Below are 26507 nucleotides of genomic sequence, written 5' to 3'. Positions count from 1 at the left end.
GTCGACTTGCCGCCTCGTACCGAGTGCGGGACCGGTGCCGGGGGTGGGCTGGTGCCGAGGGCGGGTCTGGTGCCGAGGGTGGACCCGGCTCTCGGTGCGGGTCCGGTCGCCGGTGGGGGACCGGTCCTCGGTGGGGGTCCGTTCTCGGCGCGGGCTCCTCTCCGGCCCCTTACGCCCCCCGCCGCTCCATCCGCGCCAGTGCGGCCCGGCACAGGGTCAGCAGCTTCTCGTCCTGGTGGACGTCGTGGCTGCCGGAGGCGCCCTCGCGGGTGTTGTGGCGGCGCCGGCGGGTCAGCTCCGTGAGGATCGGGAGCTGGGCGGCCGCCGCCGCGGGGCCCATCTCGGCGAGGCACTCGGCGATGTCCACGCGCGCGTGGCGGTTCTCCTCCCAGGCCGCCAGCAGGACCGGCAGGGTGCGCTCGGTCTCGCCGGCCACCCGCCACAGGGCCGCCGCGCAGCGCACCCTCTCCCACAGGTCCCGCGAGGTCAGGCCGGGCCGCAGCGCCCGGGCCGCCCCGGCGGCCGAGGGGCCGATCGCCCCGAGGGCCTGGGCCGCCGCGCACCGGTCGGCGGTGGCGGAGCCGGGCCGCAGCCACCGCTCCAGGACCGGCACCACCGTGTCCGCGTCGCCCTCGACCGCCCACAGGGCGCGCGCCGCCGCCGTGGCGACCGCCGCCGTCCCCGAGTCCAGCAGCTCCCGCAGCTCCGGTACGGCCTCCCGGGCCGAGGGCCCGAAGGCGGCGAGGGTACGGGCGGCGGCCTCCCGCACCCACGCGCGGCGGTGCTCCGGCGCGCCGCGCAGCACCCGCAGCACCTCCGGCAGCGCCTGGGCGCCCCGTACGGACGCGAGCGCGTGCAGCAGCGGCGCCGCCCGCTCGTACAGCTCCTCGTCGAGCTCCACCGCGGCCAGCCTGCGCCGCAGCAGCGGGGCGAGCCCCGCCGCGGCCGGGCCGAGCCCGTCGACGGCGTACAGCAGTTCGCGCCGCACCTCGCCCGGTCCCTCCAGGGCCCGCGCGAGCAGCGGCACGGCCCGCGCGTCGCCCGACCGCGCGAGCGCCAGCAGCGCCCCGTCGCGCCAGGTCCGTCCGGTGAGCTCCGCCAGCCCGCCGGGCCCGGCGAACCCGGTGCGTCCACCCGGCCCGGTGGGTCCACCCACCCCGGCGGGCCCACCCGCTCCACCCGGTCTCCCCGGCCCGTCCGGCCCGTCCGATCCGGCGGTCAGGACGCCGGCGAGCGCGTCGGCCGCCGGGGCGCCCAGTTCGAAGAGGCGCTCCAGGAAGGAGCCGGCCGCTTCCCTGAGCCGGGTGTCGGGGTCGGTGAGCTGCGCGCCGACGAGCCCCACGACCTCCTCGTACCGCCCCCGCCAGAGCCGTATCAGCCCACCGCACAGCCAGATCGCGTCCGAGCGCTGTCCCGGGTCGGGGCAGCGCAGCTGGGCGAGGACCAGCGCGATCCGGTCGTCCACGCGGTCGTCGAGCGCCCCGTGCAGGGTCCGCAGCAGCTCCTCCGTCCAGGGGGTGTGCCGCCCCGCCACGTGCTCCTCCAGGAGCTCGCGGACCTGCCCCACGAGCGTCACCGGCGCCCGGCCCGGACCGGTCCCCTCGGCCCCGTCGCCCGTCTCGCCCGCCGCGCCGGGAACCGCGTCCGGGACCGCGCGGGGAGCCGTCCGGATCTCTTCGAGCAGTTCCGTCACCCGGCGCACGATGTCGTCGGGGATCCGCCCCGGCGAACATCGCGCGAGCTGGGCCAGGGACGCGAGCCGCAGCCCCGGGTCCTGTGCCGCGCGGGCGAGCCAGGCCAGCCAGTCGACGGTCTCGGCGCGCAGCGAGGCGTGCCGCAGCGCGATCCGCCCCACCGCCGCGACGAGCGCGAGCCGCACCTCGGTGTCGGGCTCCACGGTCAGCCGCTCCCGCAGCAGGGTCAGCACGCGCGCGGGGTCCGGGTGCAGCGAGGCCAGCGCGACCGGCGCGGCGAGCCGCACCTCGGGGTCGGTGTCGTCGACGAGGCCGAGGAAGACGTCGGCGCCGGCGGCGATGGCGGCGGAGGCCATCGCGAAGTTCGCGGCCGGGACGAAGTCGGCGTCGTCCTGGTCGGGTCCGGACGGGCCGTCGAGGTCGTCGTCCTCGTCGTCGAGCTCGATCCCGCCGATGCTGGTGAGCAGTTCGACGATGCCGCCGCGGTCCGGGACGGCGGGGTCGGCGACGAGTTCGAGGAGGAAGGGGATGCAGGCGAGCGTGGAGTCGTAGACGTCGCCCTGGTGGTGGACCGCGCCGTACATGCCGTCGAGGGCGCACTCCCGCTCGGAGGGGTCGGGCGAGGCGAGTCCGAGGAGCAGTGCCGGCACGTCGTCGGCGGGGCCGTAGGCGTGCCCCAGCGAGGCCCAGTCGACCTCCTCGATCCCCGTCAGCATGGCCTGGCCGCCTTCCCCGTGAGCGCTGTACCAGTCAGCAAGTGTGCACCACAGGCGGGGCGTGGCAGCCGAACCGGCGTCAGCCTCCGCACGACCGGGGAACGTTGCGCTCGGTTTGCGCCATGTACGTTCCGCAGCGCGTCCGTTGCGGACGGTGCGCCCCTCCGGGCGGCCGGTACGCGCGCGCGTGGAGAGGCGTTTCCGGCGTCGTTCCCCGCCCCTTCTTGTCCGTTCCGCCCGCCCGTCCGCACACGCGCGCGCGTGTGCGCGCCCGGCCGATCGCCCCGCCCGTTCCCCGCGCCGCCGCAGACGTGGCGCGATGTCGCCCCCGGCGGACGGAGGGGACGGTGCGCCGCATAGCGGACCGATCCGTTCGACCTTCGGACAACAGATGGTCAAATCCTTGTTGCGCACCTGTCAAAGAAGGAAGGGGAGTGGCACGCTCCCCACACGCACCCCCCCCACACAAACCCCCACGCTTCCCAGCGAAGGAGCCCGCGTGATCCGCCAGCAGTCCTCGCACCGCCGGACCGTCGTCCGCACCACCGCCCTCGTCGCCTCCGCCGCCGCGGTCGTCCTCGGCCTCCAGACCGGAACCGCAGGCGCCGAGGCGCAGCGCGAGGCCGGGGCCACCGCCCTCGTCCTCGGCGCCCCGCAGCGGGCCGCCGCGATCCAGGAGGCCCAGTCCGCCGCCGCCGGCACCGCCCGCGCGATCGGCCTCGGCGACCGCGAGGCCCTGGTCGCCCGGGACGTCGTCAAGGACGCCGACGGCACCGTCCACACCCGGTACGAGCGCACCTACGAGGGCCTGCCGGTCCTCGGCGGCGACCTGGTCGTGCACCAGCGGAAGAACGGCGCCCGCTCCACCACGAAGGCGACCGCCGCCCGCATATCCGTCCCCACCACGGCCGCCGCGGCCCGCGCCACCGCCGCCGGCGAGACCGCCCGCAAGGTGGTCTGGGCCGCCACCGGCAAGCCGGTCCTCGCCTGGGAGACCGTGGTCAAGGGCCTCCAGCACGACGGCACGCCCAGCGAGCGGCACGTCGTCACCGACGCCGCCACCGGCAAGGAGCTCCACTCCTACGAGGCGATCGAGACGGGCGTCGGCAACACCCAGTACAGCGGCCAGGTCACCCTCGGCACCGCCCCCGGCTTCACCCTCACGGACACCGCGCGCGGCGGCCACAAGACGTACGACCTGAACGGCGGCACCAGCGGCACCGGCACCCTCTTCACCAACTCCACCGACACCTGGGGCAACGGCCTCGCGGGCAACCGCGAGACCGCCGCCGCCGACGCCCACTACGGCGCGGCCGTCACCTGGGACTTCTACAAGAACGAGCTCGGCCGCAACGGCATCCGCGGCGACGGCGTCGCCGCCTACTCCCGCGTCCACTACGGCAACGCCTACGTCAACGCCTTCTGGTCCGACTCCTGCTTCTGCATGACGTACGGCGACGGCGCCGGCAACGCCAAGCCGCTGACCTCCCTCGACGTCGCCGGCCACGAGATGTCCCACGGCCTCACCGCCTCCACCGCGAACCTCCGCTACAGCAAGGAGTCCGGCGGCCTCAACGAGGCCACCTCCGACATCCTCGGCACCGCCGTCGAGTTCTACGCGAACAACGCCGCCGACACCGGCGACTACCTCATCGGCGAGAAGATCGACATCCGCGGCAACGGCACCCCGCTCCGCTACATGGACAAGCCCAGCAAGGACGGCAGCTCCGCCGACTACTGGTCGAGCAGCCTCGGCCGCCTCGACGTCCACCACTCCTCCGGCCCCGCCAACCACTTCTTCTACCTCCTGGCGGAGGGCAGCGGCACCAAGACGCTCAACGGCGTCACCTACAACTCCCCGACCTACGACAACTCCACCCTCACCGGCATCGGCCGCCAGGCCGCCTACAAGATCTGGTACAAGGCCCTCTCCACCTACATGACCTCCTCCACCACCTACGCCGGCGCCCGCACCGCCACCCTCTCCGCGGCCTCCGACCTCTACGGCCCGACCTCCCCCGAGTACAACGCGGTCAACGCCGCCTGGAAGGCCGTCAACGTGAAGTAGCCGCCCGAGCAGCCGCCCGGGAGAACGGAGGGCCCCGGTCACGACCCGGATCGTGACCGGGACCCTCGGGCACGTCCCGCGAAGCGCTCCCGGACCATGCGGGGCACGGTCCACGGGCCCTTCCCCCGGCGGACATCCGGGCCGGTCGACATCCCGAGGACCGGTGCGGCAGCGGCCGGCGGACGGCGTGCGCGGCGTACGGGATCATGGACGCGGACCGATCGGGGAAGGCGCGGAGGGAGCGGAAACATGGTGGCGTTCCACGCGTCCGCGCTGGACGGAGTGGCCAGGAACCCGGCGCTGCCGACACCGCTGCTGCTGCGCCTGCTCGCCTCCGGGGCGGACGGCGACCGCCCGCCCCGCGACGTCCTCCACCGGCCCGGACTCCCCGGGCCGGCCGTCGAGCTGATCCTGGCCCACCCGCACCCGGGGGCCCGGATCGGCTTCGCCACGAGTGCCAGGGCCGAGCCCGCACAGCGGGCTCGGCTCGCGGACGATCCCTCTCCCAAGGTGCGGGCCGCCCTCGCCCACGGACCCGAGGTGTACGAGCCGCGCACGAAGGTCGCGCCGCTCCCGGACGCCGCGTGCGCCCGTCTGCTCGACGACCCGGATCCCTCCGTACGCGAGGCACTGCTGGAGTCGCCCCACCTGGCGCCGTCGTTCGTGGCGTCGATGGCCACTCATCACCGTGGGGCAGCACGCCGGGAAGCGGTGCGCGCCTGGCCGGCCCTGTCGGCGGGCGAGCGGTCGGCACTGCTGGCCGACCCCGACCCCGAGGTGCGGCGGGCCGCAGAGTTGCAGGAGTGCCGGCGGGACGCCCGCATGACCGCCGCACTCCTCCGCGACCCGAAGTCCGCCGCCGGGGCGCTGCGCCGCGGGCTCCTCGACCGTGCCGTCGCCGAGCGGTGCGTCGCCGAGCGGACGCACCTGGCGGCCCTCGCCGAGAACCCGTCGCTGCCCGCCGACCTCGTGGAGCGGCTCGCCGTGGACCCCGACGAGGCCGTACGGCTCGCCGTCTCCCTGCGGCCCGAGCTGGACGAGACGCGGCGCATGGCCGTCGACTTCACGGCCGGGGACCTCGACAGGGGCAACGGCGTGTGGTGGGTACGGGACGGGCTCGCCGACCCCGAGGTGGTACGCCGGGCCGCGACCTCCGCCCACCCGCTGCTCCGGCGCGCCGCAGCCCGGATCCCCCATCTGCCGTCCGACCTGCTGCGCCTGCTCGCCCGCGTCGAGGACCCGGTGGTGGACAACCTCCTGGGCATTCACCACCCCGACGCTCCGGAGGAGGTCCTGATGCGGGTGTTCGCGCGGCTGGGCGGGACGTTCTCCGCCTGGATGGCGGAGACGCACCCCCGGTTCCCCCGCGAGGGCCTCGCCACCCGCTACGCGAACCACCCCGACGGGAACCACCGCCGGCTGGCCGTACGGGATCCGGCCGCCACCCCCGAGCTGATCGAACGTCTCAGCCACGACCCCGTCGTCCGGACACGCCAGGCGGCGACCCTCGACCCGCGTCTCCCGCTCCACCGCCTCCGCGAGGCCCTCCTCGTCCCCGAACTCGCGTCCAGCGCGGGCGCCAACCCGGCGCTCCCCGAGGACGAGATGGCCGCCGTCCTGGACCGGGCGGGCGTTCCCGCATGACCACCGGGCGACCCGGGCGACCACCGCGGCGGACCGCCGGCCGGCCTCTCGGGACGCTCAGCCGTCGAACCGGTTCCAGTCGACGGGGAGGTCGGCCGGCGGGGCCAGGGCGCTCCGGTGGGCGGCGCCCGCCCAGGCGTCGAACGCTTCGCCGTCCTCGCTGGTGACGTGCACGACGAGGCCGGGAGCCACGTAGAAGCGGGTGGGTGCCCCGCGCCAGAAGGGACGCAGGGGCACGAGGCGCAGCGTCTCCGTGAGCCGGTACAACTGCCTCGGCCCACCGGGAAGACGCGACGCGGAGCCGCTGGGGGGTGATGCGGAGACCGGAGATCCGGCGGCGTCCGCGAGGGGGTACCAGCCGGTGACGAACCGTTCGAGAGCCGCCGCACGGTCGCCGTTCACTTCCCCCAGCCACTCCAGGTCCGGCAAGCGCCCGGACGGGAGCGGTGGGCGCACCCGGTCGAGGAGCTCTCTGTTCAGGGGCGCTTCGAGGCGCAGTGCGCAGTCGGTGAGAACACCGTCGGAGGTGCCGGCCCGGCTCACCCGGGCGGTACCCAGGTACCGGACCCCCCCCGGCGCGGACCGCGATGTGGATCGGCAACTCGCCTCCGCCCACGCCCCAGGGCGCCCCCACGAGCCGCTCCGTGACCGGCGCCGGCGCGGGCCCGACCAAGCGGACCTCCTCGGCGTTCCACACCCCGCTTCCGGCCGGCGCGTCACCCGCCTCCACGATGACCACCGTTCCCGCCGGCCCCATGACGACGTCGGCACCCCCCACCGCGAAGCGCCCGGGGACCACCGAACCGCCGACGAGCACGGGTACGCACTCCCGCTCGAACACCGGCGCAGGAACGGCAGCGGGAACCTGATCATCCATCCCCGCATCATCCGGGACCGCCCCGCTCCCCGCGCATACAACAAGACCCCGCTCTCAGCGTTTCCGCTGATCACGGGGTCTGTGTGGCACTTCTGCGAAGTGCCCCCGGCAGGATTCGAACCTGCGCACACGGCTCCGGAGGCCGTTGCTCTATCCCCTGAGCTACGGGGGCTTCGTCGCTGCTCGGCGGCGACGGGTGAAACCTTACCAGCTCCGGCGGGGTGCCTGTGAACAGGTATTTCCGGGGCGTCACCAGGGGGGTGTTCGCTCGCGCGGGTCGGAAGTGGGCAAAACCCGGACGCAGCCTCTCGGGGCGGCCTACTCTCGTTCACGTGTCAGGCGTGTCCGGGCGGGTGCTCGTTGTCGACGACAACAAGGTCATCCGGCAGTTGATCAGGGTCAATCTCGAACTAGAGGGGTTCGAGGTCGTGACCGCGGCCGATGGTGCCGAGTGTCTGGACGTCGTGCATCGGGTGCGGCCGGACGTCGTCACCCTCGACGTGGTGATGCCCAGGCTGGACGGGATCAAGACCGCTCAGCGGCTGCGGGAGGACCCGCGGACCCGGCATCTGCCCGTGGCGATCATCAGTGCGTGCGGGGAGGGCGAGGGGGCTCCGGCGGCGGACGCGTTCCTCGCGAAGCCCTTCGAACCGGCGGACCTCGTGCGGGTCGTCCGGCAGCTGCTGCACCGCGAGCCCCGGCCGCGGCGGCAGGCCGGCGGGCCCGACGCCGGAGAGGAGCCGGCCGCAGGGGACGGCCCCTCGGGCAGTCCGGCCGCCGGAAGAGCCGGGAGAGCCGGAAGGAACTGAAGGTCCGGAAGAACCTGAAGTCCGGAGGAGGACCCGCGGAGGGCCCGAAGACCCGCGGAGGGCCCGAGGTCCGGAGGAGGGCCCGAGGTCCGGAGGGACCCCGAGGCCCCCGGAAGGTTCGTTCCGGTTGCGTGCCGTGTGCGGTGGGGTGACCGCATGGCGAAACCGGTTCGCGTTCCGACCCCCCTCCTCCCCTAGGCTGGGACCGTGACCCCCGCGGACCTCTCCCTCACCGTGCAGCACGCCGTGCGCCGTGCGGTCGACGACGGTGCGCTGCGGGTCGAGGTGCCTCCGGCCGTGCGGGTCGAGAAGGCCCGGCCCGGCGGGGTGGGGGAGTACGCCAGCAGCGTCGCCCTCTCGCTCGCGCGGCCCGCCGGGCGGCCGGCCCTCGACGTCGCCTCCGTACTGAAGGAGCGGCTCGACGGGGCCGCCGGGATCCTCGCCGTGGACATCACCGGTCCCGGGTTCCTCAACTTCACCCTGCGCCCCGGCGGCGGGGCCGACGTCGTGGCGGCCGTGCGCGCCGCCGGGCCCTCGTACGGACGCGGTGACGCCCTCGCCGGGGAGGGCTTCCTCTTCGAGCCCGCCGCCGAGGCGCGGGCGCAGGTCGTCGTCGGCTGTCTCGTCGGACTGCTGGCCGGGCAGGGCGGCACCGCCGGCGTCGGGGCCGGCGGCGAGCGGCCGCACGTGCACCCGGGGACGTACGACGCCGAGGCGCTCGGCACCGACGCCGCCCGCTGGCGGCTGCTGCGGGCCGCGCCCCACGACCGGCCCCTCGACGGGCCCCCGCTCCTCGTGCGGCACGAGCGCAACCCGCTCTTCCGCGTCCAGTACGCGCACTCCCGCGCCCGACGGCTCCTCGTCAACGGGGCGCAGCTCGGCGTCCTCCCCGACCACGGGACCGACGTGGACCACCCGCTCGTCGGGCTGCTCCGCGACCACCCGGACGTCCTCCTCGCCGCCGCCCGCCACCGCGCCCCCGACCGGGTCGCGCGGCACCTCGAAGCCGTCGCCGACGCGCTGCTCGGCTTCCAGCACACCGTCCTGCCGCTCGGCGACGAGAAACCCTCGGTCGCCCACCGCTCCCGGCTCGCGCTCGCCGAAGCCGCCGGGACGGTGCTCGCCGGCGGCCTCTCCGTGCTCGGCATCAGCGCACCCGACCGGATCTGAAAGAGCAGACCAGACCATGAGCCGTTCCGCCCACCCCGCAGGCCCCCGCCACGCCGACGTCCTCCCCGAGGGCCACTACACCGCGCCGCCCGCCGACCTCAACACCCTCGACCCCAAGGTGTGGGCGCGGACCGTCGCCCGGGACGAGCAGGGCGTCGCCACCCTCGGCGGCCTGCGCGTCACCGACCTCGCCGAGGAGTTCGGGACCCCCGCCTACTTCCTCGACGAGACCGACTTCCGGGCCCGCTGCCGCGCCTGGGCCGAGGCGTTCGGTCCGGACGCCGACGTCTTCTACGCCGGCAAGGCCTTCCTCTCCCGCGCGATCGTCCGCTGGCTGCACGAGGAGGGGCTCAACCTCGACGTCTGCTCCGGCGGCGAGCTCGCCACCGCCCTGTCGGCCGGGATGCCCGCCGAGCGGATCGCCTTCCACGGCAACAACAAGAGCGAGGAGGAGATCCGGCGGGCCGTCGAGGCCGGCGTCGGCCGGATCGTCCTCGACTCCTTCCAGGAGATCGTCCGCGTCGCCCACGTGGCCCAGTCCCTCGGCAAGCGGCAGCGCGTGCAGATCCGGGTCACCGTCGGCGTCGAGGCGCACACCCACGAGTTCATCGCCACCGCCCACGAGGACCAGAAGTTCGGCATCGCGCTCGCCGGCGGGCAGGCCGCGGAGGCCGTGCGCCGGGCGCTGAAGCTCGACGGCCTGGAGCTCATCGGCATCCACTCGCACATCGGCTCGCAGATCTTCGACATGGCCGGCTTCGAGGTCTCCGCCCGCCGCGTCGTCCAGCTCCTCGCCGAGGTCCGCGACGAGCACGGCGTGGAGCTGCCCGAGATCGACCTCGGCGGCGGCCTCGGCATCGCGTACACCTCCGAGGACGACCCGCGCGAGCCGCACGAGATCGCCAAGGCGCTCGGCGAGATCGTGACGCGCGAGTGCGAGGCCGCCGGGCTGCGCACCCCGCGGATCTCCGTGGAGCCGGGCCGCGCCATCGTCGGCCCGACCGCGTTCACCCTCTACCGGGTCGGCACGATCAAGCCGCTCGACGGGCTGCGCACGTACGTGAGCGTGGACGGCGGCATGTCGGACAACATCCGCACCGCGCTCTACGACGCCGAGTACAGCGTCAGCCTGGTCTCCCGCGTCAGCGACGCCGAGCCGATGCTCTCCCGGGTCGTCGGCAAGCACTGCGAGAGCGGCGACATCGTCGTGCGGGACGCCTTCCTCCCCGCCGACCTCGCGCCCGGCGACCTGATCGCCGTGCCCGCCACCGGCGCCTACTGCCGCTCGATGGCGAGCAACTACAACCACGCCCTCCGGCCGCCCGTGGTGGCGGTCCGGGACGGCGAAGCAAGGGTCATCGTCCGCCGCGAGACGGAGGAAGATCTCCTGCGTCTCGACGTCGGCTGATGAAATAGTCGGGTGGTGGAATCGATGTCTCAGGATCCGGACGGAGGGCTGAATACTCCGTCCGGTGAGTGAGACTTGTTCCACCCCCGTCAGAACCGTAGAGATACGAATCAGAAGTACGAGAAACGAGGTCGGATGATGCGTACGCGTCCGCTGAAGGTGGCGCTGCTGGGCTGTGGAGTTGTCGGCTCCGAGGTGGCGCGCATCATGACGACGCACGCCGACGACCTCGCCGCGCGCATCGGCGCGCCGGTGGAGCTCGCCGGCGTGGCCGTCCGCCGGCCCGACAAGGTCCGCGGCGGCATCGACCCCTCGCTGATCACCACCGACGCGACCGCCCTGGTCAAACGCGGGGACATCGACGTCGTCGTCGAGGTCATCGGCGGGATCGAGCCGGCCCGCACCCTCATCACCACCGCCTTCGAGCACGGCGCCTCCGTGGTCTCCGCCAACAAGGCGCTGCTCGCCCAGGACGGCGCGACCCTGTACGCCTCCGCCCAGCAGCACGGGCAGGACCTGTACTACGAGGCCGCCGTCGCCGGCGCCATCCCGCTGATCCGTCCGCTGCGCGAGTCCCTCGCCGGCGACAAGATCAACCGCGTGATGGGCATCGTCAACGGCACCACGAACTTCATCCTCGACAAGATGGACTCGACCGGCGCCGGCTACCAGGAGGCCCTGGACGAGGCCACCGCGCTCGGTTACGCCGAGGCCGACCCGACCGCCGACGTCGAGGGCTTCGACGCCGCCGCCAAGGCCGCCATCCTCGCCGGGATCGCCTTCCACACGCGCGTGCGCCTGGACGACGTCTACCGCGAGGGCATGACCGAGGTCACCGCCGCCGACTTCGCCTCCGCCAAGCAGATGGGCTGCACCATCAAGCTGCTCGCCATCTGCGAGCGGGCCGCCGACGGCGGCTCCGTCACCGCGCGCGTGCACCCCGCGATGATCCCGCTGAGCCATCCGCTGGCCTCGGTCCGCGAGGCGTACAACGCGGTCTTCGTCGAGGCGGAGGCCGCCGGGCGGCTCATGTTCTACGGCCCCGGGGCGGGCGGCTCGCCGACCGCCTCGGCCGTTCTCGGCGACGTCGTCGCCGTCTGCCGCAACCGTCTCAACGAGGCGACGGGCCCCGGCGAGTCCGCGTACACGCAGCTGCCCGTGAGCTCCATGGGCGAGGTCGTCACGCGGTACCACATCAGTCTCGACGTGGCCGACAAGCCGGGCGTCCTCGCCCAGGTCGCGACGGTCTTCGCCGAGCACGGCGTATCGATCGACACGGTGCGCCAGCAGGGCAAGGACGGCGAGGCGAGCCTCGTCGTCGTCACCCACCGCGCGCCCGACGCCGCCCTCTCCGGGACCGTCGAGGCGCTGCGCAAGCTCGACACCGTGCGCGGTGTCGCCAGCATCATGCGTGTTGAAGGGGAGTAAGGACCCATGACCAACCAGGGCACCCACCAGTGGCGCGGCATCATCGAGGAGTACCGGGACCGCCTTCCGGTCACGGACACGACGCCGGTCGTCACGCTCCGTGAGGGCGGTACGCCGCTCGTCCCCGCTCAGGTCCTCTCCGAGCGCACGGGCTGCGAGGTGCACCTCAAGGTCGAGGGCGCCAACCCCACCGGCTCCTTCAAGGACCGGGGCATGACCATGGCCATCACCAAGGCCAAGGAGGAGGGCGCCAAGGCGGTCATCTGCGCCTCCACCGGCAACACCTCCGCCTCCGCCGCCGCGTACGCGGTGCGGGCCGGGATGGTCTCCGCGGTCCTGGTGCCGCAGGGCAAGATCGCGCTGGGCAAGATGGGCCAGGCCCTCGTGCACGGCGCGAAGATCCTCCAGGTCGACGGCAACTTCGACGACTGCCTGACGCTGGCCCGCTCGCTCTCCGAGAACTACCCGGTGGCGCTGGTCAATTCGGTCAACCCGGTCCGCATCGAGGGCCAGAAGACCGCCGCGTTCGAGATCGTGGACATGCTGGGCGACGCGCCCGACATCCACGTGCTCCCGGTCGGCAACGCGGGCAACATCACCGCGTACTGGAAGGGGTACCGCGAGTACGCCGAGGACGGCCTCGCCACCCACCGCCCGCGCATGTGGGGCTTCCAGGCGTCCGGTTCGGCCCCGCTGGTGCGCGGCGAGGTCGTCAAGGACCCGTCGACCATCGCCACCGCGATCCGCATCGGCAACCCGGCCTCCTGGGACTACGCGATCGCCGCGCGCGACGAGTCGGGCGGCTTCATCGACGAGGTGACGGACCGTGAGATCCTGCGCGCCTACCGCCTGTTGGCCGCGCAGGAGGGCGTCTTCGTGGAGCCCGCCTCGGCCGCCTCGGTCGCCGGTCTGCTGAAGGCCGCCGAGCAGGGCAAGGTCGACCCGGGCCAGCGGATCGTCTGCACCGTCACCGGCAACGGCCTGAAGGACCCCGACTGGGCCGTCGCCGGCGCCCCCCAGCCCGTCACCGTCCCGGTGGACGCCGTGGCCGCCGCCGCCCGGCTCGGACTGGCCTGATCCCGATGCCCCGGACGGGGGAGCGGACGCTCGGGAACGAGCGGAGGCTCCCCCGGCCGGGCGAAGGCCCTGGTCGAAACCCGATCAGGAACGTACATAGGCGCACAGGTTGGCGTGCGACACGCATCGTGCGCCTCCCGTGCGCCCTATGTCGCCACAGAACCTTCCTTCGATAGGCTGTACCGAACCCGCCCCGGCGCATATGCGCGGTGTCGTTGCCGTTGTCGCCCCTCGCGACCGAAACGGCCGAAACGGTGCCCCGGGTTCTCCAGCACTTCTCTTGAACACCCCGTTGCCGCAGTCAAGGAGAGTCATCGAGCGATGGCCGGTCCCGCGTTCCGCGCCGCCGCCGTACGGGTGCGCGTCCCCGCCACCAGCGCCAATCTCGGCCCGGGCTTCGACGCCTTCGGCCTGTCGCTGGGCCTCTACGACGACGTGGTCGTCCGGGTCGCCGACTCCGGGCTGCACGTCGACATCGCCGGAGAGGGCGCCGAGACGCTCCCGCGCGACGAGAGCCACCTGCTCGTACGCTCCCTGCGCACGGCCTTCGACCTGCTCGGCGGGCAGCCGCGCGGCCTGGAGGTCGTCTGTGCCAACCGCATCCCGCACGGCCGCGGCCTCGGCTCCTCCTCCGCCGCCATCTGCGCCGGCATCGTCGCCGCCCGCGCCGTGACCATAGGCGGGGACGCCAAGCTCGACGAGGCCGCCCTGCTGGAGCTGGCCACCGAGATCGAGGGCCACCCCGACAACGTCGCCGCCTGTCTCCTCGGCGGCTTCACCCTCGCCTGGACCGAGTCCGGCGCCGCCCGGGCGATCAGGATGGAGCCCTCGGACTCCATCGTTCCGGTGGTCTTCGTCCCCGGGAAGCCGGTGCTGACCGAGACCGCCCGGGGCCTGCTGCCGCGCACCGTCCCGCACGTGGACGCCGCCGCCAACGCCGGCCGCGCCGCCCTCCTCGTCGAGGCCCTGACCCGCCGCCCCGAGCTGCTGCTCGCGGCCACCGAGGACCGGCTGCACCAGGAGTACCGCGCCCCCGCCATGCCGGAGAGCGTCGCCCTGGTGAACCGGCTGCGGGCCGACGGGGTGCCCGCGGTCATCTCCGGCGCGGGCCCCACCGTGCTCGCGCTGGCCGACGCCAAGGCGGCCGACAAGGTCGCCCTGCTCGCGGGCGAGGGCTGGGCCGCCAACCGGCTCGACCTCGACGCGTCCGGAGCGAGCGTGCTGCCGCTGGCGCCCTAGCCGCGCGGCGGCGCACGCCGTACGGGACGCCGGGCAGCGTCCTGAACACGCGATTGCCGGTGTGAGAGAGGGGGAATGTTTGTTGGAGCCGGTAGTGTTAATCTCAAGTCTGCACCCGACCTCTTTGTGGAGCGGTGCGGAGTGTCCCCTCAGGGACCACCCATTCTTCCGGGAGCCTCCCCAACTGCCTGAGCAGCCTGCCTGAGCAGTTTCGAGCACGCTCCGGAACCGGCACGACACCCCTCGCTCTTCTCATGCGAGGGCCGAGCAGGGGGCGCTCGGGCCGGACCCACAGCACGTTTCTCCCTCTCGCCGCATCCCGGCGGGACCACCGCCCCGGACACGGTCCACCAACCAGGACCGCCGCCGGACAGCACAACCGGTCGCCGAGCCACAGGGCCGACGTCCGCTCCAGGGAAGGACCCTTCGTGAGCGACACCACCGATCTGATGGGCGTGACTGCCGACAGCACTGTCGACGCCGCCGCGCCCGCCGCCAGCAGCGGCACCGCACGGCGCCGCCGCTCCGGCACCGGCCTCGAGGGCATGGTCCTGGCCGAGCTCCAGCAGGTCGCGTCCGGCCTCGGCATCCGGGGCACCGCGCGGATGCGCAAGAGCCAGCTGATCGAGGTCATCAAGGAGGCGCAGGCCGGCGGAGGCTCCCCCGCCCCCGCCAAGGCCGAGGCCGCCGCCGAGACCAAGCCGAAGCGCCGCGCCACCTCCAAGGCCCGTACGGGCGAGTCCGCCGAGGCCGCCGAGCCGAAGGCGGAGAAGGCCGAGCAGGCCCCCGCCCAGCAGCAGATCGACATCCCGGGCCAGCCCTCGAAGTCGCCCGCCGCCGAGCAGGCCGACGAGCAGCCGGCCGGCGAGCGCCGCCGTCGCCGTGCCACCGCCCCCGCCGGTTCGCCGGAGGGTGCCGAGACCGCGCAGGCCGTCAAGACCGAGGTCCGCGCCGAGGCCAAGGCCGAGCAGCAGGGCGACAGGGCCGAGGCCGCCGTGGACGGCGCCGAGGGCCGCAGCCGCCAGGGCCGCCGGGACCGCCGGGACCGCCAGCGCGAGCGCGGCGAGCGCGGCAAGGGCGACGACCAGCAGCAGGGCGGCCAGCGCAAGGACCAGCAGCGCCAGGGCCAGGGCCAGCAGCAGGGCCAGGGCCAGGGCCAGCGGCCGCAGGGCGGCGCCCCGCAGGACGACGACGACGACTTCGAGGGCGGCCGTCGCGGCCGTCGCGGCCGCTACCGCGACCGCCGGGGCCGTCGTGGCCGTGACGAGTTCGCCGCCGGCGAGCCGCAGGTCTCCGACGACGACGTCCTGATCCCCGTCGCGGGCATCCTCGACATCCTCGACAACTACGCGTTCATCCGGACCTCCGGCTACCTGCCCGGCCCGAACGACGTGTACGTCTCCCTCGCCCAGGTCCGCAAGAGCGGCCTGCGCAAGGGCGACCACCTCACCGGCGCGGTCCGCCAGCCGAAGGAGGGCGAGCGCCGCGAGAAGTTCAACGCGCTGGTCCGCCTCGACTCGACCAACGGCATGGCGCCGGACTCCGGCCGCGGCCGCCCCGAGTTCAACAAGCTGACCCCGCTGTACCCCCAGGACCGGCTCCGCCTGGAGACCGACCCGGGCGTGCTGACCACGCGGATCATCGACCTCGTGTCGCCGATCGGCAAGGGCCAGCGCGGTCTGATCGTGGCCCCGCCGAAGACCGGCAAGACCATGATCATGCAGGCGATCGCCAACGCGATCACCCACAACAACCCCGAGTGCCACCTGATGGTCGTCCTGGTCGACGAGCGTCCGGAAGAGGTCACCGACATGCAGCGGTCGGTGAAGGGCGAGGTCATCTCCTCGACCTTCGACCGCCCGGCCGAGGACCACACCACCGTCGCCGAGCTGGCCATCGAGCGCGCCAAGCGCCTCGTCGAGCTGGGCCACGACGTGGTCGTCCTGCTGGACTCCATCACCCGCCTGGGCCGCGCGTACAACCTCGCGGCGCCCGCCTCCGGCCGCATCCTGTCCGGTGGTGTCGACTCGACCGCGCTCTACCCGCCGAAGCGCTTCTTCGGTGCCGCGCGCAACATCGAGGACGGCGGCTCGCTGACCATCCTGGCCACCGCGCTGGTCGACACCGGCTCGCGCATGGACGAGGTGATCTTCGAGGAGTTCAAGGGCACCGGCAACATGGAGCTCAAGCTCGACCGGAAGCTCGCCGACAAGCGGATCTTCCCGGCCGTCGACGTCGACGCCTCGGGCACCCGCAAGGAGGAGATCCTCCTCGGCAGCGACGAGCTCGCCATCACCTGGAAGCTCCGCCGCGTCCTGCACGCGCTCGACCAGCAGCAGGCCATCGAGCTGCTCCTGGACAAGCTCAAGCAGACGAAGTCGAACGCCGAGTTCCTGCTGCAGATCCAGAAGACGACGCCGGGCGGAAGCAACAACGACTGACGCCGTCGGTGACGCGGGGAGACCCGCGTCACATCACGAAGGACGACCCTCGGAGTCGTAACCCCTTCGTGACCTGCGGGAACACTGTGCCCACCGCTCCTGGAGCGGTGGGCACAGCGCGTTCTCGGGGGGTCGCTCACCGAAACCTCACAGGTCCGTATGCAACCCTTTCGGCCGCTTCGCCGTCACAGCAGGTGAACCAGAGGCCCGAGGGAAGACGATGACCGAGCAGACCAGGAACGGGCGCGCACGCGGAGGCGCCACCGGCCGCCGCCGCAAACCGCCCGCCAAGCGCCGCCGCCGCGTCGGCATAGCCGTGTCCGGCGCCGCCGCCGTGCTCGTGCTGGCCGGCTCCGGACTCGGCTACGTCCTCCTCAAGCTCGACGGCAACATCCAGGGCGTCGACATCAACGCCCGCCTGGGCACCGACCGGCCCAAGAACGTCGACGACGGCTCGCTGGACGTCCTCGTCCTCGGCTCCGACTCCCGCTCCGGCGACAACCGCGCCTACGGCAAGGACGAGGGCGGCGCCCGCTCCGACACCGCGATGGTCCTGCACGTCTACGAGGGCCACAAGAAGGCGAGCGTCGTCTCCATCCCCCGCGACACCCTCGTCGACCGCCCCGCCTGCACCGACGACCGGGGCACCGAGACCCCCGGGCAGAGCCGCGCCATGTTCAACACCGCCTACGAGGTCGGCGGCCCCGCCTGCGCCGTCAAGACCGTCGAGGCCATGTCCGGCATCCGCATGGACCACTACATCGAGGTCGACTTCACCGGCTTCAAGAAGCTCATCGACACCCTCGGCGGCGTCGAGATCACCACCACCCGGGCCATCGAGGACCCCAAGAGCCACCTGGACCTCGAACCCGGCACCCACACCCTCGACGGCGAGCAGTCCCTCGGCCTCGTCCGCACCCGCAAGGGCGTCGGCGACGGCAGCGACCTCGGCCGCATCCAGCTCCAGCAGGCCTTCATGAAGGCCTTCATCGACCAGCTCAAGGGCGTCGGCGCCGGCACCAACCCCAAGAAGCTCCTCGACCTCGCCGACGCCGCCACCAAGGCCATCACCCCGGACTCCGAGCTCGACTCCGTCCAGGAGCTCATGGGCTTCGCCCAGGGACTCACGGGCCTCTCCGCCCAGAACGTCCGCATGGTGACCCTCCCCGTCCGGTACGACCCCCTGAACCCCAACCGGGTCGTCCCCGTCGAGGCCAAGGCGGAGCAGGTCTGGAAGGCCCTCAAGGCCGACCGCCCGATCCCCGCCGCGGCCACCGAGGGCAACGCCACCGGCCAGGCCGAGGGCGTCGTGAAGTAGCCCCGGGGGCCGCCGGGGAATAGGACCGGCCCCACCCCGGTTTGGGGAGATGCGGCCGGTCCTGGCAGACTGGTACGTCGGCCCCGGTTCACGTCCGCCGCAACCCGCGGCGACGACCCGGAGCCCTCCCGGAACTAGGAGACACCTTGAAGCGCGAGATCCACCCCGAGTACGTCGAGACCCAGGTCAGCTGCACCTGTGGCGCGTCGTTCACCACCCGCAGCACCCTCACCGAGGGCACCATCCGTGCCGAGGTCTGCTCCGAGTGCCACCCGTTCTACACGGGCAAGCAGAAGATCCTCGACACCGGCGGCCGCGTCGCCCGCTTCGAGGCCCGCTTCGGCAAGGCCGCCGGCTCCGCCCAGAAGTAGCGAGCCCCCGCGCCGGTCACCGGCCGCCCCCGAGCGGGGCGGCCGGGACCGGCGCTTTGGCGTCCCCGTAGCAACTGACGAAACCAGGAGCCCGAGATGTTCGAGGCCGTCGAGGAACTGGTCGGCGAACACGCCGACCTCGAGAAGAAGCTCGCGGACCCGTCGGTCCACGCCGACCAGGCCAACGCGCGCAAGCTGAACAAGCGCTACGCCGAGCTGACCCCGATCGTCGGCACGTACCGCTCCTGGAAGCAGACCGGGGACGACATCGAGACCGCGCGCGAGTTCGCGCACGACGATCCCGACTTCGCCGCCGAGGTCAAGGAGCTGGAGAAGCAGCGCGAGGAGCTCACCGAGAAGCTCCGCCTCCTGCTGGTCCCGCGCGACCCCAGCGACGACAAGGACGTCATCCTGGAGATCAAGGCCGGCGCCGGCGGCGACGAGTCCGCCCTCTTCGCCGGCGACCTGCTCCGGATGTACCTCCGCTACGCCGAGCGCGTCGGCTGGAAGACCGAGATCATCGACGCCACCGAGTCCGAGCTCGGCGGCTACAAGGACGTCCAGGTCGCCGTGAAGACCAAGGGCGGCCAGGGCGCCACCGAGCCCGGCCAGGGCGTCTGGGCCCGGCTCAAGTACGAGGGCGGCGTCCACCGCGTCCAGCGCGTGCCCGCCACCGAGTCCGCCGGCCGCATCCACACCTCCGCCGCCGGCGTGCTCGTCACGCCCGAGGCCGAGGAGGTCGACGTCGAGATCCACGCCAACGACCTGCGCATCGACGTCTACCGCTCGTCCGGCCCCGGCGGCCAGTCGGTCAACACCACCGACTCCGCGGTCCGCATCACCCACCTGCCGACCGGCATCGTCGCCTCCTGCCAGAACGAGAAGAGCCAGCTCCAGAACAAGGAGCAGGCGATGCGCATCCTGCGCTCCCGGCTCCTCGCCGCCGCCCAGGAGAAGGCCGAGGCCGAGGCCGCCGACGCCCGCCGCAGCCAGGTCCGCACGGTCGACCGCTCCGAGAAGATCCGCACGTACAACTTCCCGGAGAACCGCCTCTCCGACCACCGCGTCGGCTTCAAGGCGTACAACCTCGACCAGGTCCTCGACGGCGAGCTCGACGCCGTCATCCAGGCCTGCGTCGACGCCGACTCCGCGGCCAAGCTCGCCGCCACCTGAGACGTCCGAGGCACCTCTCCCCGCCCCACCCCGCACCACGGAGGACCAGCGTGAACCTGCTGCTTGCCGAGGTGGCCCAGGCCACCCAGCGGCTGGCCGACGCCGGCGTTCCCTCACCGCGTTTCGACGCCGAGGAGCTCGCCGCGTTCGTGCACGGCGTCAAGCGGGGGGAGCTGCACAACGTCAAGGACGCCGACTTCGACGCCCGCTACTGGGAGGCCATCGCCCGCCGCGAGGCGCGCGAACCCCTCCAGCACATCACCGGCCGGGCGTTCTTCCGCTACCTGGAGCTCCAGGTCGGCCCCGGCGTCTTCGTGCCCCGGCCGGAGACCGAGTCCGTGGTCGGCTGGGCCATAGACGCCGTGCGCGCCATGGACGTCGTCGAACCGCTCATCGTCGACCTGTGCACCGGCTCCGGCGCCATCGCCCTCGCCATGGCCCAGGAGGTGCCGCGCTCGCGCGTGCACGCCGTCGAACTCTCCGACGACGCCCTCGTGTGGACCCGGAAGAACGCCGAGGGCTCCCGCGTCACCGTCCACCAGGGCGACGCGCTCACCGCGCTCCCGGAGCTCGACGGCCAGGTCGACCTGGTCATCTCCAACCCGCCGTACATCCCCCTCACCGAGTGGGAGTACGTGGCGCCCGAGGCCCGCGACCACGACCCCGAGATGGCGCTCTTCTCCGGCGAGGACGGCCTCGACACCATCCGCGGCATCGAGCGCACCGCCCACCGCCTGCTGCGCCCCGGCGGCCTCGTCGTCATCGAGCACGCCGACACGCAGGGCGGCCAGGTCCCGTGGATCTTCAACGAGGAGGCCGGCTGGGCGGACGCCGCCGACCACCCCGACCTGAACAACCGGCCGCGCTTCGCGACCGCCCGCAAGGCGATGCCGTGAGCCGGCACCGCACCACCACCCTGAAGGAGGAGCGCGACTGATGGCACGCCGATACGACTGCAACGAGGCGACCGACCGCGCGACCGGCCTGCGCGAAGCCGCGTCGGCCGTCCGCCGCGGCGAACTCGTCGTGCTCCCCACCGACACCGTGTACGGCATCGGCGCGGACGCCTTCGGCAGCGAGGCCGTCGCGGACCTGCTCGCCGCCCGGGGCAGCGGGCGCGGCGTGCCCGTGCCCGTGCTCATCGGCTCCCCGAACACCCTGCACGGCCTCGTCACCGACTTCTCCGAGCACGCCTGGGAGCTCGTCGACGCCTTCTGGCCCGGTGCCCTCACCCTCGTCGCCCGGCACCAGCCGTCCCTCCAGTGGGACCTCGGCGACACCCGCGGCACCGTCGCCATCCGGATGCCGCTGCACCCGGTCGCCATCGAGCTCCTCACCGAGGTCGGCCCGATGGCCGTCACCTCGGCGAACGTCCTCGGGCACCCGGCGCCGGAGGACTGCGACGCGGCCCAGCGGATGCTCGGCGACGCCGTCTCCGTCTACCTCGACGGCGGCCCGACGCCCGGCATCGTCCCCTCCTCCATCGTCGACGTCACGGGCAGGGTCCCGGTGCTGCTGCGCGAGGGCGCGCTGTCACCGGAGGAGCTCCGCAAGGTCGTACCCGACCTCGAGGTGGCCAGTTGACCGCCCCTGAGGGGCGTGGCATAGCGGGGTACGAGCACGACACCACCTTCCGCATCCTCCACGTCAGCACCGGCAACGTCTGCCGCTCGCCCATCACCGAGCGGCTGACCCGCCACGCCCTGGGCCAGCGGCTCGGCGACGGGCTCGGCCGGGGCCTCATCGTGGAGAGCGCCGGCACCTGGGGCCACGAGGGCGCCCCCATGGAGACCAACGCGGAGCTGGTCCTCGCCGACTTCGGCGCCGACCACAGCGGCTTCGTCGGCCGCGAGCTCCTCGACGAGCACGTCATCCGCGCCGACCTCGTCCTCACCGCGACCCGCGACCACCGCGCGCAGGTCATCTCGATGGGCCACTCGGCCGGCCTGCGCACCTTCACCCTGAAGGAGTTCACCCGGCTGGTCCGCGCCATCGACCCCACCACCCTCCCGGACCCCCGCGACGGCGTGGTCGAACGCGCCCGCGCCCTGGTCCGCGCCGCCGCCGCTCTACGCGGGTGGCTCCTGGCCCCCTCCGCCGAAGCCGACGAGGTCAACGACCCCTACGGCGCCCCCATCACCGTCTTCCGCTCCATCGGCGACGAGATCCAGGAGGCCCTGGACCCGGTGGTCACGGCCCTGACGGGCTTCCCGACGCGGGACTGACGGGCGTCCCGGCGCGGCGCCGGCGGACGTGCGGGCGTGCGGCCCGGCTTCGGGGGGCGGGCGGGGGAGGGCGCGCCTACATTGGTGCTACGTCCCCCAGGCCCGGAGTCAGCCATGTCGGTCAGCGCGCCCCCCGAAGAGGTCCTCGACGTCCTGCGGCGGCAGGATCCGGAGGTCGCCGACGTGCTGTCCGGGGAGGCGCGGCGGCAGGCGGAGACGCTCCAGCTGATCGCGGCGGAGAACTTCACCTCGCCGGCGGTGCTCGCCGCGCTGGGCTCGCCGCTCGCGAACAAGTACGCCGAGGGGTATCCGGGCGCCCGGTACCACGGCGGCTGCGAGTACGCCGACGCCGCCGAGCGGATCGCCGTGGAACGGGCCACCGCGCTCTTCGGAGCGGATCACGCGAACCTCCAGCCCCACTCGGGCTCCTCGGCCGTCCTGGCGGCGTACGCGGCCCTTCTCAGGCCCGGTGACACGGTCCTCGCGATGGGCCTGGAGCACGGCGGCCACCTCACGCACGGTTCGCCGGCGAACTTCTCCGGCCGCTGGTTCGACTTCGTCCCGTACGGGGTGGACCCCGAGACCGGTCTCGTCGACTACGAGCAGGTCGCCGCGCTCGCCCGCCACCACCGCCCCACGGCGATCGTCTGCGGCTCGATCTCCTACCCCCGCCACCCCGACTACGCGCTCTTCCGGGCCGTCGCCGACGAGGTCGGGGCGTACCTCGTCGCCGATGCCGCCCACCCCATCGGGCTCGTCGCCGGGGGCGCGGCGCCGAACCCCGTCCCGTACGCCGACGTCGTCTGCGCCACCACCCACAAGGTGCTGCGCGGACCGCGCGGCGGGATGGTGCTGTGCACGGCGGAGCTGGCGGAACGGATCGACCGCGCGGTCTTCCCGTTCACCCAGGGCGGCGCCCAGATGCACACCATCGCGGCGAAGGCGGTGGCGCTGGGGGAGGCGTCCACCCCGGCCTTCACCGCGTACGCCCATCGGGTGGTGGAACACGCGCGCGTGCTCGCGGCGGCGCTCGCCGCGGAGGGCTTCGCGCTGACCACCGGCGGCACCGACACCCACCTGATCACCGCCGACCCCGCGCCGCTGGGCGTCGACGGCCGTACCGCGCGGGCCCGGCTCTCCGCGGCCGGGATGGTCCTCGACACCTGCGCGCTGCCCCACGGGGACGGGCGGGGGATCCGCCTGGGCACCGCCGCGGTCACCACGCAGGGGATGGGCGCCCCGGAGATGGCCAGGATCGCCGCGCTGTTCACCTCCGCGTTGCGCGGCGAACCGGAGGAGACGGCTCGGGTACGGGCCGAGGTACGGGAGCTGACCAGGAGTTTTCCCCCGTATGGACGGTGAGCGGGGGACGGGCCGGGGCGCACTGCAACCGTTCCGGGACCCCGGTTGTCTCCAACCACATGGACGGCACGGCTAGGGTGTGGGGCTGAGATGGCCAGCGATTCCTGTGGGGACAGCCCGTGCGTGATTACCTGCTGACGCTCTGTGTCACGGCCGCGGTGACCTATCTGCTGACCGGTCCGGTGCGGAAGTTCGCCATCGCGACCGGCGCGATGCCGGAGATCCGCGCGCGCGACGTGCACCGAGAACCGACTCCGCGGCTCGGTGGCATCGCCATGTTCTTCGGGCTGTGCGCGGGACTGCTCGTCGCCGACCACCTCCAGAACCTCAACAGCGTCTTCGACCAGTCGAACGAACCGCGCGCGCTGCTCTCCGGCGCCGCGCTGATCTGGCTGATCGGCGTCCTGGACGACAAGTTCGAGCTGGACGCGCTGATCAAGCTGGGCGCCCAGATGATCTCGGCCGGCGTGATGGTGGCGCAGGGCCTGACGATCCTGTGGCTGCCGATCCCCGGCGTCGGCACGGTCGCCCTGACCCAGGGTCAGGGCACGCTGCTCACGGTCGCCCTGGTCGTCCTGACGATCAACGCGGTCAACTTCGTCGACGGTCTCGACGGCCTCGCCGCCGGCATGGTCTGCATCGCCACCGGCGCCTTCTTCCTGTACGCGTACCGGCTCTGGTACGGCTACACGATCGAGGCGGCGGCCCCCGCGACCCTCTTCGCCGCCATCCTCATGGGCATGTGCCTGGGCTTCCTGCCGCACAACATGCACCCGGCGCGGATCTTCATGGGCGACTCGGGCTCGATGCTGATCGGCCTGATCCTGGCCGCGTCCGCCATCTCGATCACCGGCCAGGTGGACCCGGACACCCTGAAGATCTTCGAGGGTTCGACCCGGCAGGCGACCCACGCCGCCCTGCCCGTCTTCATCCCGCTGATCCTGCCGCTGACCATCATCGCGATCCCGATGACCGACCTGGTCCTGGCGATCGTGCGGCGCACCTGGAAGGGCCAGTCGCCCTTCGCCGCCGACCGCGGCCACCTGCACCACCGGCTCCTGGAGATCGGTCACTCGCACAGCCGCGCGGTGCTGATCATGTACTTCTGGTCCGCGCTGATCGCCTTCGGCACGCTCGCGTACTCGGTCCACTCGACCTCGATGTGGATCGTCCTGGCCATCACCGTGCTGAGCGCCCTCGGCCTGGTGCTGCTCCTGCTGCCGCGCTTCTCGCCGCGGGCCCCGCGCTGGGCGGAGGCCGTCGTCCCGCCGCGCTACCGGCGCCGCAAGCCGGCTCCGGAGCCCGAGCCCGGACCCGCGCGGGAGGCGTCCGCCGAGGAGCGGCCGCCGGTGCCGGCCGGACTGAACGGCTCCACGGCCATCGGTCACCGTTCGCGCTTCTCCGACCGGAGGAAGGCCGGAACGCCGAGTTGACGAAAGCCGCAGCGAGGGGCAATACCAGACAAGACCCCTCGCTGTCTCGCGCAATCGCGCATCGTCACCCTCATGTGTGACAGTTGGCACACCACCCGGGTAAAGACCTATTCAAATAGTTTGTGATATCGTTCACGAGACCCGGCGCCAGTGCCGAAAGACCGTAGTGCGACGGTCTGTTGGCCCCGAGACCCACCTCGGACCGGGCTTACGCTCGTCCCTGACGACACCATCGCCCCCTCCAGCAAGCGGAGACACCGCCATGCCTTCCACCGACGCACGCCTTCTTCTCTCGGCCGTCGTACCCACTGCCGCCGTCGGCGCCATCGCCACGGTGATCAGCGGCATCGTCGCCGGCGGGAAGGGGGCTATCGGCGCCGTGCTCGGCACCCTGGTCGTGCTCCTCTTCATGGGCATCGGGATGCTGGTGCTCCAGCGGACGGCAAAGAAACTTCCGCAGCTGTTCCAGGCGATGGGGCTCTTGCTCTACACGACCCAGCTGCTGGTTCTCTTCGTGTTCCTGGCCTTGCTGAAGGGCACCACGGTGTTCGACTTCAAGGCCTTCGCCTTCACGCTGCTCGCGGCGACCGTGGTGTGGGTCGCGGCCCAGGCCCGTGCCTACATGAAGGCCAAGATCGCGTACGTCGAGCCCGAGAAAACGGGTTCAAAGTCGTGAAGGGTAGGGCCGGGATAAAGACGCATTCGGCTTCCTGCTATCGTCCGGTGCCAACTGCGGCATTGCGGGCGCGGGCATCCGAAGCGGCGCCTGTCCCAGCGCGAGGCTCGAAGCCGACCCGCCGCCCCCCTATCCGTAAGACCAGTCCAGTGCCGACCCGCGGCTGCGTGCCGCGCCGACACAACGAGGTTGCCGTACCTATGCGCCACGCTGAAGGAGCCCGCGGTGAGTGCTGACCAGACGCTTGCCTTCGACCCGGATTGCCACATCTTCACCGGATGCGGCTTCCCGGCTCCGGGCCTGCACACGTTCATCTACGAGCCGATCGCCACATGGGGCAGCTTCGAGCTGACCAAGCCCATGCTGCTCGCGGTCCTGAGCTCCGTCGTGGTGGTCGGTTTCTTCTGGGCGGCCTTCCGCAAGCCGAAGCTGGTCCCCGGCAAGCTGCAGATGGTGGGCGAGGCCGGCTACGACTTCGTGCGCCGCGGCATCGTCTACGAGATCATCGGCAAGAAGGACGGCGAGAAGTACGTCCCCTTCATGGTCTCGATGTTCTTCCTCGTCTGGATGATGAACCTCTGGTCGATCATCCCGCTGGCCCAGTTCCCGGTCACCTCGCTGATCGCCTTCCCGGCGGCCCTCGCGCTGATCGTGTACGTCGTCTGGGTCTCGCTGACCTTCAAGAAGCACGGCTTCGTCGGCGGCTGGAAGAACATCGTCGGCTGGGACAAGTCCCTCGGCCCGATCCTCCCGCTGGTGGTCGTCCTCGAGTTCTTCTCGAACCTGATCATCCGCCCCTTCACGCACGCGGTCCGACTGTTCGCGAACATGTTCGCCGGTCACCTGCTGATCGTGATGTTCTCGCTGGCCTCCTGGTACCTGCTCAACGGCATCGGCATCGTCTACGCCGGCACGTCCTTCGTGATGGTCCTCGTGATGACCGCCTTCGAGCTCTTCATCCAGGCCGTCCAGGCGTACGTCTTCGTCCTCCTGGCCTGCAGCTACGTCCAGGGCGCGCTCTCCGAGCACCACTGAGCCCCCTGCCACGGACCAGCTCCACCACCCACCCCGCAGTCTCCGGTGGCCAACCCCCACCGGGTCCTTGAAAGAGAAGGAAGAACCGGCATGTCCGCTCTCCAGACCCTTGCTGCTGTCGAAGGCAACGTCGCCGCCATCGGTTACGGCCTCGCCGCGATCGGCCCCGGCGTCGGCGTCGGCATCATCTTCGGTAACGGCACCCAGGCCCTCGCCCGCCAGCCCGAGGCGGCCGGCCTGATCCGCACCAACCAGATCATGGGTTTCGCCTTCTGTGAGGCGCTCGCCCTCATCGGCATCGTCATGGGCTTCGTCTACTAAGCCTGCCCCTCGACGACAGCCC

The 26507-nt window shown here is 72.7% G+C and carries 22 protein-coding genes and 1 tRNA gene; 20 read left to right on the top strand and 3 right to left on the bottom strand.

Translation table 11 applies throughout. The features are described from left to right. Nucleotides 1-169 precede the first annotated feature (169 nt). Nucleotides 170-2410 (bottom strand): HEAT repeat domain-containing protein, encoded by a 2241-nt coding sequence (locus IE326_RS05690; RefSeq protein ID WP_190040972.1) that lies wholly within the window; start codon nucleotides 2408-2410, stop codon nucleotides 170-172. 502 nt (nucleotides 2411-2912) lie between these two features. Here IE326_RS05690 and IE326_RS05685 point away from each other — a divergent pair. Next, nucleotides 2913-4478, top strand: coding sequence for a M4 family metallopeptidase (locus IE326_RS05685; protein ID WP_373310221.1), 1566 nt, complete (start codon nucleotides 2913-2915; stop codon nucleotides 4476-4478). A 249-nt stretch (nucleotides 4479-4727) separates the two neighbouring features. After that, the gene (locus tag IE326_RS05680) at nucleotides 4728-6122 is read left to right on the top strand and encodes a Mucin-2 (RefSeq protein WP_190040970.1); all 1395 of its coding nucleotides are present in this window, start codon (nucleotides 4728-4730) and stop codon (nucleotides 6120-6122) included. A 57-nt stretch (nucleotides 6123-6179) separates the two neighbouring features. On the opposite strand, the gene IE326_RS05675 is transcribed toward IE326_RS05680, so the two are convergent. Both IE326_RS05675 and IE326_RS05670 read right to left on the bottom strand, forming a co-directional pair. After that, nucleotides 6180-6359: a hypothetical protein gene (locus IE326_RS05675; RefSeq protein ID WP_190040969.1), complete on the bottom strand. Its 180-nt coding sequence runs from the start codon at nucleotides 6357-6359 to the stop codon at nucleotides 6180-6182. Between the two features lie 740 nt (nucleotides 6360-7099). Further along, nucleotides 7100-7171 (bottom strand) — tRNA-Arg (locus IE326_RS05670). Between the two features lie 160 nt (nucleotides 7172-7331). On the opposite strand from IE326_RS05670, the gene IE326_RS05665 reads away from it, so the two are divergent. The 18 genes from IE326_RS05665 to atpE all read left to right on the top strand — a co-directional run bounded on the left by IE326_RS05665 (nucleotide 7332) and on the right by atpE (nucleotide 26485). Then, nucleotides 7332-7808 carry a response regulator gene (locus IE326_RS05665; protein WP_150231698.1) on the top strand — a complete coding sequence of 159 codons (477 nt, stop codon included), beginning with the start codon at nucleotides 7332-7334 and terminating at the stop codon, nucleotides 7806-7808. Nucleotides 7809-8015: 207 nt separating this feature from the next. Continuing rightward, entirely contained in the window at nucleotides 8016-8978 is a 963-nt protein-coding gene (nrtL, locus tag IE326_RS05660) for an ArgS-related anticodon-binding protein NrtL (RefSeq protein ID WP_190040968.1), read from the top strand. A 16-nt stretch (nucleotides 8979-8994) separates the two neighbouring features. Continuing rightward, nucleotides 8995-10386 carry a diaminopimelate decarboxylase gene (gene lysA / locus IE326_RS05655; RefSeq protein ID WP_150231702.1) on the top strand — a complete coding sequence of 464 codons (1392 nt, stop codon included), beginning with the start codon at nucleotides 8995-8997 and terminating at the stop codon, nucleotides 10384-10386. A gap of 138 nt (nucleotides 10387-10524) precedes the next feature. After that, nucleotides 10525-11814, top strand: a complete 1290-nt coding sequence (locus IE326_RS05650) for a homoserine dehydrogenase (RefSeq protein WP_030761608.1) — start codon at nucleotides 10525-10527, stop codon at nucleotides 11812-11814. A 6-nt stretch (nucleotides 11815-11820) separates the two neighbouring features. Next, a complete protein-coding gene (gene thrC / locus IE326_RS05645) occupies nucleotides 11821-12891 on the top strand; it encodes a threonine synthase (RefSeq protein ID WP_150231704.1) in 1071 nt (356 codons plus the stop codon). Nucleotides 12892-13212: 321 nt separating this feature from the next. After that, nucleotides 13213-14130 carry a homoserine kinase gene (gene thrB, locus IE326_RS05640; RefSeq protein ID WP_150231706.1) on the top strand — a complete coding sequence of 306 codons (918 nt, stop codon included), beginning with the start codon at nucleotides 13213-13215 and terminating at the stop codon, nucleotides 14128-14130. Nucleotides 14131-14558: 428 nt separating this feature from the next. Then, nucleotides 14559-16571 carry a transcription termination factor Rho gene (rho, locus tag IE326_RS05635; protein ID WP_190040967.1) on the top strand — a complete coding sequence of 671 codons (2013 nt, stop codon included), beginning with the start codon at nucleotides 14559-14561 and terminating at the stop codon, nucleotides 16569-16571. Nucleotides 16572-16791: 220 nt separating this feature from the next. Then, nucleotides 16792-17889: an LCP family protein gene (locus IE326_RS05630; protein WP_190040966.1), complete on the top strand. Its 1098-nt coding sequence runs from the start codon at nucleotides 16792-16794 to the stop codon at nucleotides 17887-17889. A gap of 146 nt (nucleotides 17890-18035) precedes the next feature. Beyond that, nucleotides 18036-18260: a 50S ribosomal protein L31 gene (gene rpmE / locus IE326_RS05625; RefSeq protein WP_150231713.1), complete on the top strand. Its 225-nt coding sequence runs from the start codon at nucleotides 18036-18038 to the stop codon at nucleotides 18258-18260. A 96-nt stretch (nucleotides 18261-18356) separates the two neighbouring features. Then, nucleotides 18357-19433: a peptide chain release factor 1 gene (gene prfA / locus IE326_RS05620; RefSeq protein WP_030761594.1), complete on the top strand. Its 1077-nt coding sequence runs from the start codon at nucleotides 18357-18359 to the stop codon at nucleotides 19431-19433. Nucleotides 19434-19483: 50 nt separating this feature from the next. Next, complete coding sequence (gene prmC / locus IE326_RS05615) at nucleotides 19484-20329, top strand: peptide chain release factor N(5)-glutamine methyltransferase (RefSeq protein ID WP_030761590.1); 846 nt, start codon at nucleotides 19484-19486, stop codon at nucleotides 20327-20329. A gap of 40 nt (nucleotides 20330-20369) precedes the next feature. After that, nucleotides 20370-21017: an L-threonylcarbamoyladenylate synthase gene (locus IE326_RS05610; protein ID WP_190040965.1), complete on the top strand. Its 648-nt coding sequence runs from the start codon at nucleotides 20370-20372 to the stop codon at nucleotides 21015-21017. Then, entirely contained in the window at nucleotides 21014-21658 is a 645-nt protein-coding gene (locus IE326_RS05605) for an arsenate reductase/protein-tyrosine-phosphatase family protein (protein WP_190040964.1), read from the top strand. Before IE326_RS05610 ends, IE326_RS05605 begins: the two co-directional genes overlap by 4 nt. Before the next feature lie 114 nt (nucleotides 21659-21772). Beyond that, nucleotides 21773-23020, top strand: coding sequence for a serine hydroxymethyltransferase (glyA, locus tag IE326_RS05600; RefSeq protein WP_190040963.1), 1248 nt, complete (start codon nucleotides 21773-21775; stop codon nucleotides 23018-23020). Nucleotides 23021-23139: 119 nt separating this feature from the next. Then, a complete protein-coding gene (locus tag IE326_RS05595; protein WP_150231721.1) occupies nucleotides 23140-24453 on the top strand; it encodes an MraY family glycosyltransferase in 1314 nt (437 codons plus the stop codon). Nucleotides 24454-24715: 262 nt separating this feature from the next. Then, the gene (locus IE326_RS05590; RefSeq protein ID WP_030762251.1) at nucleotides 24716-25129 is read left to right on the top strand and encodes a Cg1360 family ATP-synthase-associated protein; all 414 of its coding nucleotides are present in this window, start codon (nucleotides 24716-24718) and stop codon (nucleotides 25127-25129) included. 225 nt (nucleotides 25130-25354) lie between these two features. Next, the gene (gene atpB, locus IE326_RS05585; RefSeq protein ID WP_150231723.1) at nucleotides 25355-26164 is read left to right on the top strand and encodes a F0F1 ATP synthase subunit A; all 810 of its coding nucleotides are present in this window, start codon (nucleotides 25355-25357) and stop codon (nucleotides 26162-26164) included. A 90-nt stretch (nucleotides 26165-26254) separates the two neighbouring features. Further along, nucleotides 26255-26485 carry an ATP synthase F0 subunit C gene (atpE, locus tag IE326_RS05580; protein WP_006346597.1) on the top strand — a complete coding sequence of 77 codons (231 nt, stop codon included), beginning with the start codon at nucleotides 26255-26257 and terminating at the stop codon, nucleotides 26483-26485. Nucleotides 26486-26507 lie beyond the last annotated feature (22 nt).

Origin of the sequence: Streptomyces filamentosus (assembly GCF_014654895.1) — a bacterium.
GTDB lineage: Bacteria > Actinomycetota > Actinomycetes > Streptomycetales > Streptomycetaceae > Streptomyces > Streptomyces filamentosus.
This window is presented reverse-complemented; position numbering and strand designations above follow the sequence as displayed.

Coding starts and splice junctions, on each gene's coding strand:
- IE326_RS05690 (WP_190040972.1), bottom strand. CDS start 2,410: ATGCTGACGGGGATCGAGGAGGTCGACTGGGCCTCGCTGGGGCACGCC.
- IE326_RS05680 (WP_190040970.1), top strand. CDS start 4,728: ATGGTGGCGTTCCACGCGTCCGCGCTGGACGGAGTGGCCAGGAACCCG.
- lysA (WP_150231702.1), top strand. CDS start 8,995: ATGAGCCGTTCCGCCCACCCCGCAGGCCCCCGCCACGCCGACGTCCTC.
- IE326_RS05650 (WP_030761608.1), top strand. CDS start 10,525: ATGCGTACGCGTCCGCTGAAGGTGGCGCTGCTGGGCTGTGGAGTTGTC.
- thrC (WP_150231704.1), top strand. CDS start 11,821: ATGACCAACCAGGGCACCCACCAGTGGCGCGGCATCATCGAGGAGTAC.
- thrB (WP_150231706.1), top strand. CDS start 13,213: ATGGCCGGTCCCGCGTTCCGCGCCGCCGCCGTACGGGTGCGCGTCCCC.
- IE326_RS05630 (WP_190040966.1), top strand. CDS start 16,792: ATGACCGAGCAGACCAGGAACGGGCGCGCACGCGGAGGCGCCACCGGC.
- prfA (WP_030761594.1), top strand. CDS start 18,357: ATGTTCGAGGCCGTCGAGGAACTGGTCGGCGAACACGCCGACCTCGAG.
- IE326_RS05610 (WP_190040965.1), top strand. CDS start 20,370: ATGGCACGCCGATACGACTGCAACGAGGCGACCGACCGCGCGACCGGC.
- glyA (WP_190040963.1), top strand. CDS start 21,773: ATGTCGGTCAGCGCGCCCCCCGAAGAGGTCCTCGACGTCCTGCGGCGG.
- IE326_RS05590 (WP_030762251.1), top strand. CDS start 24,716: ATGCCTTCCACCGACGCACGCCTTCTTCTCTCGGCCGTCGTACCCACT.
- atpE (WP_006346597.1), top strand. CDS start 26,255: ATGTCCGCTCTCCAGACCCTTGCTGCTGTCGAAGGCAACGTCGCCGCC.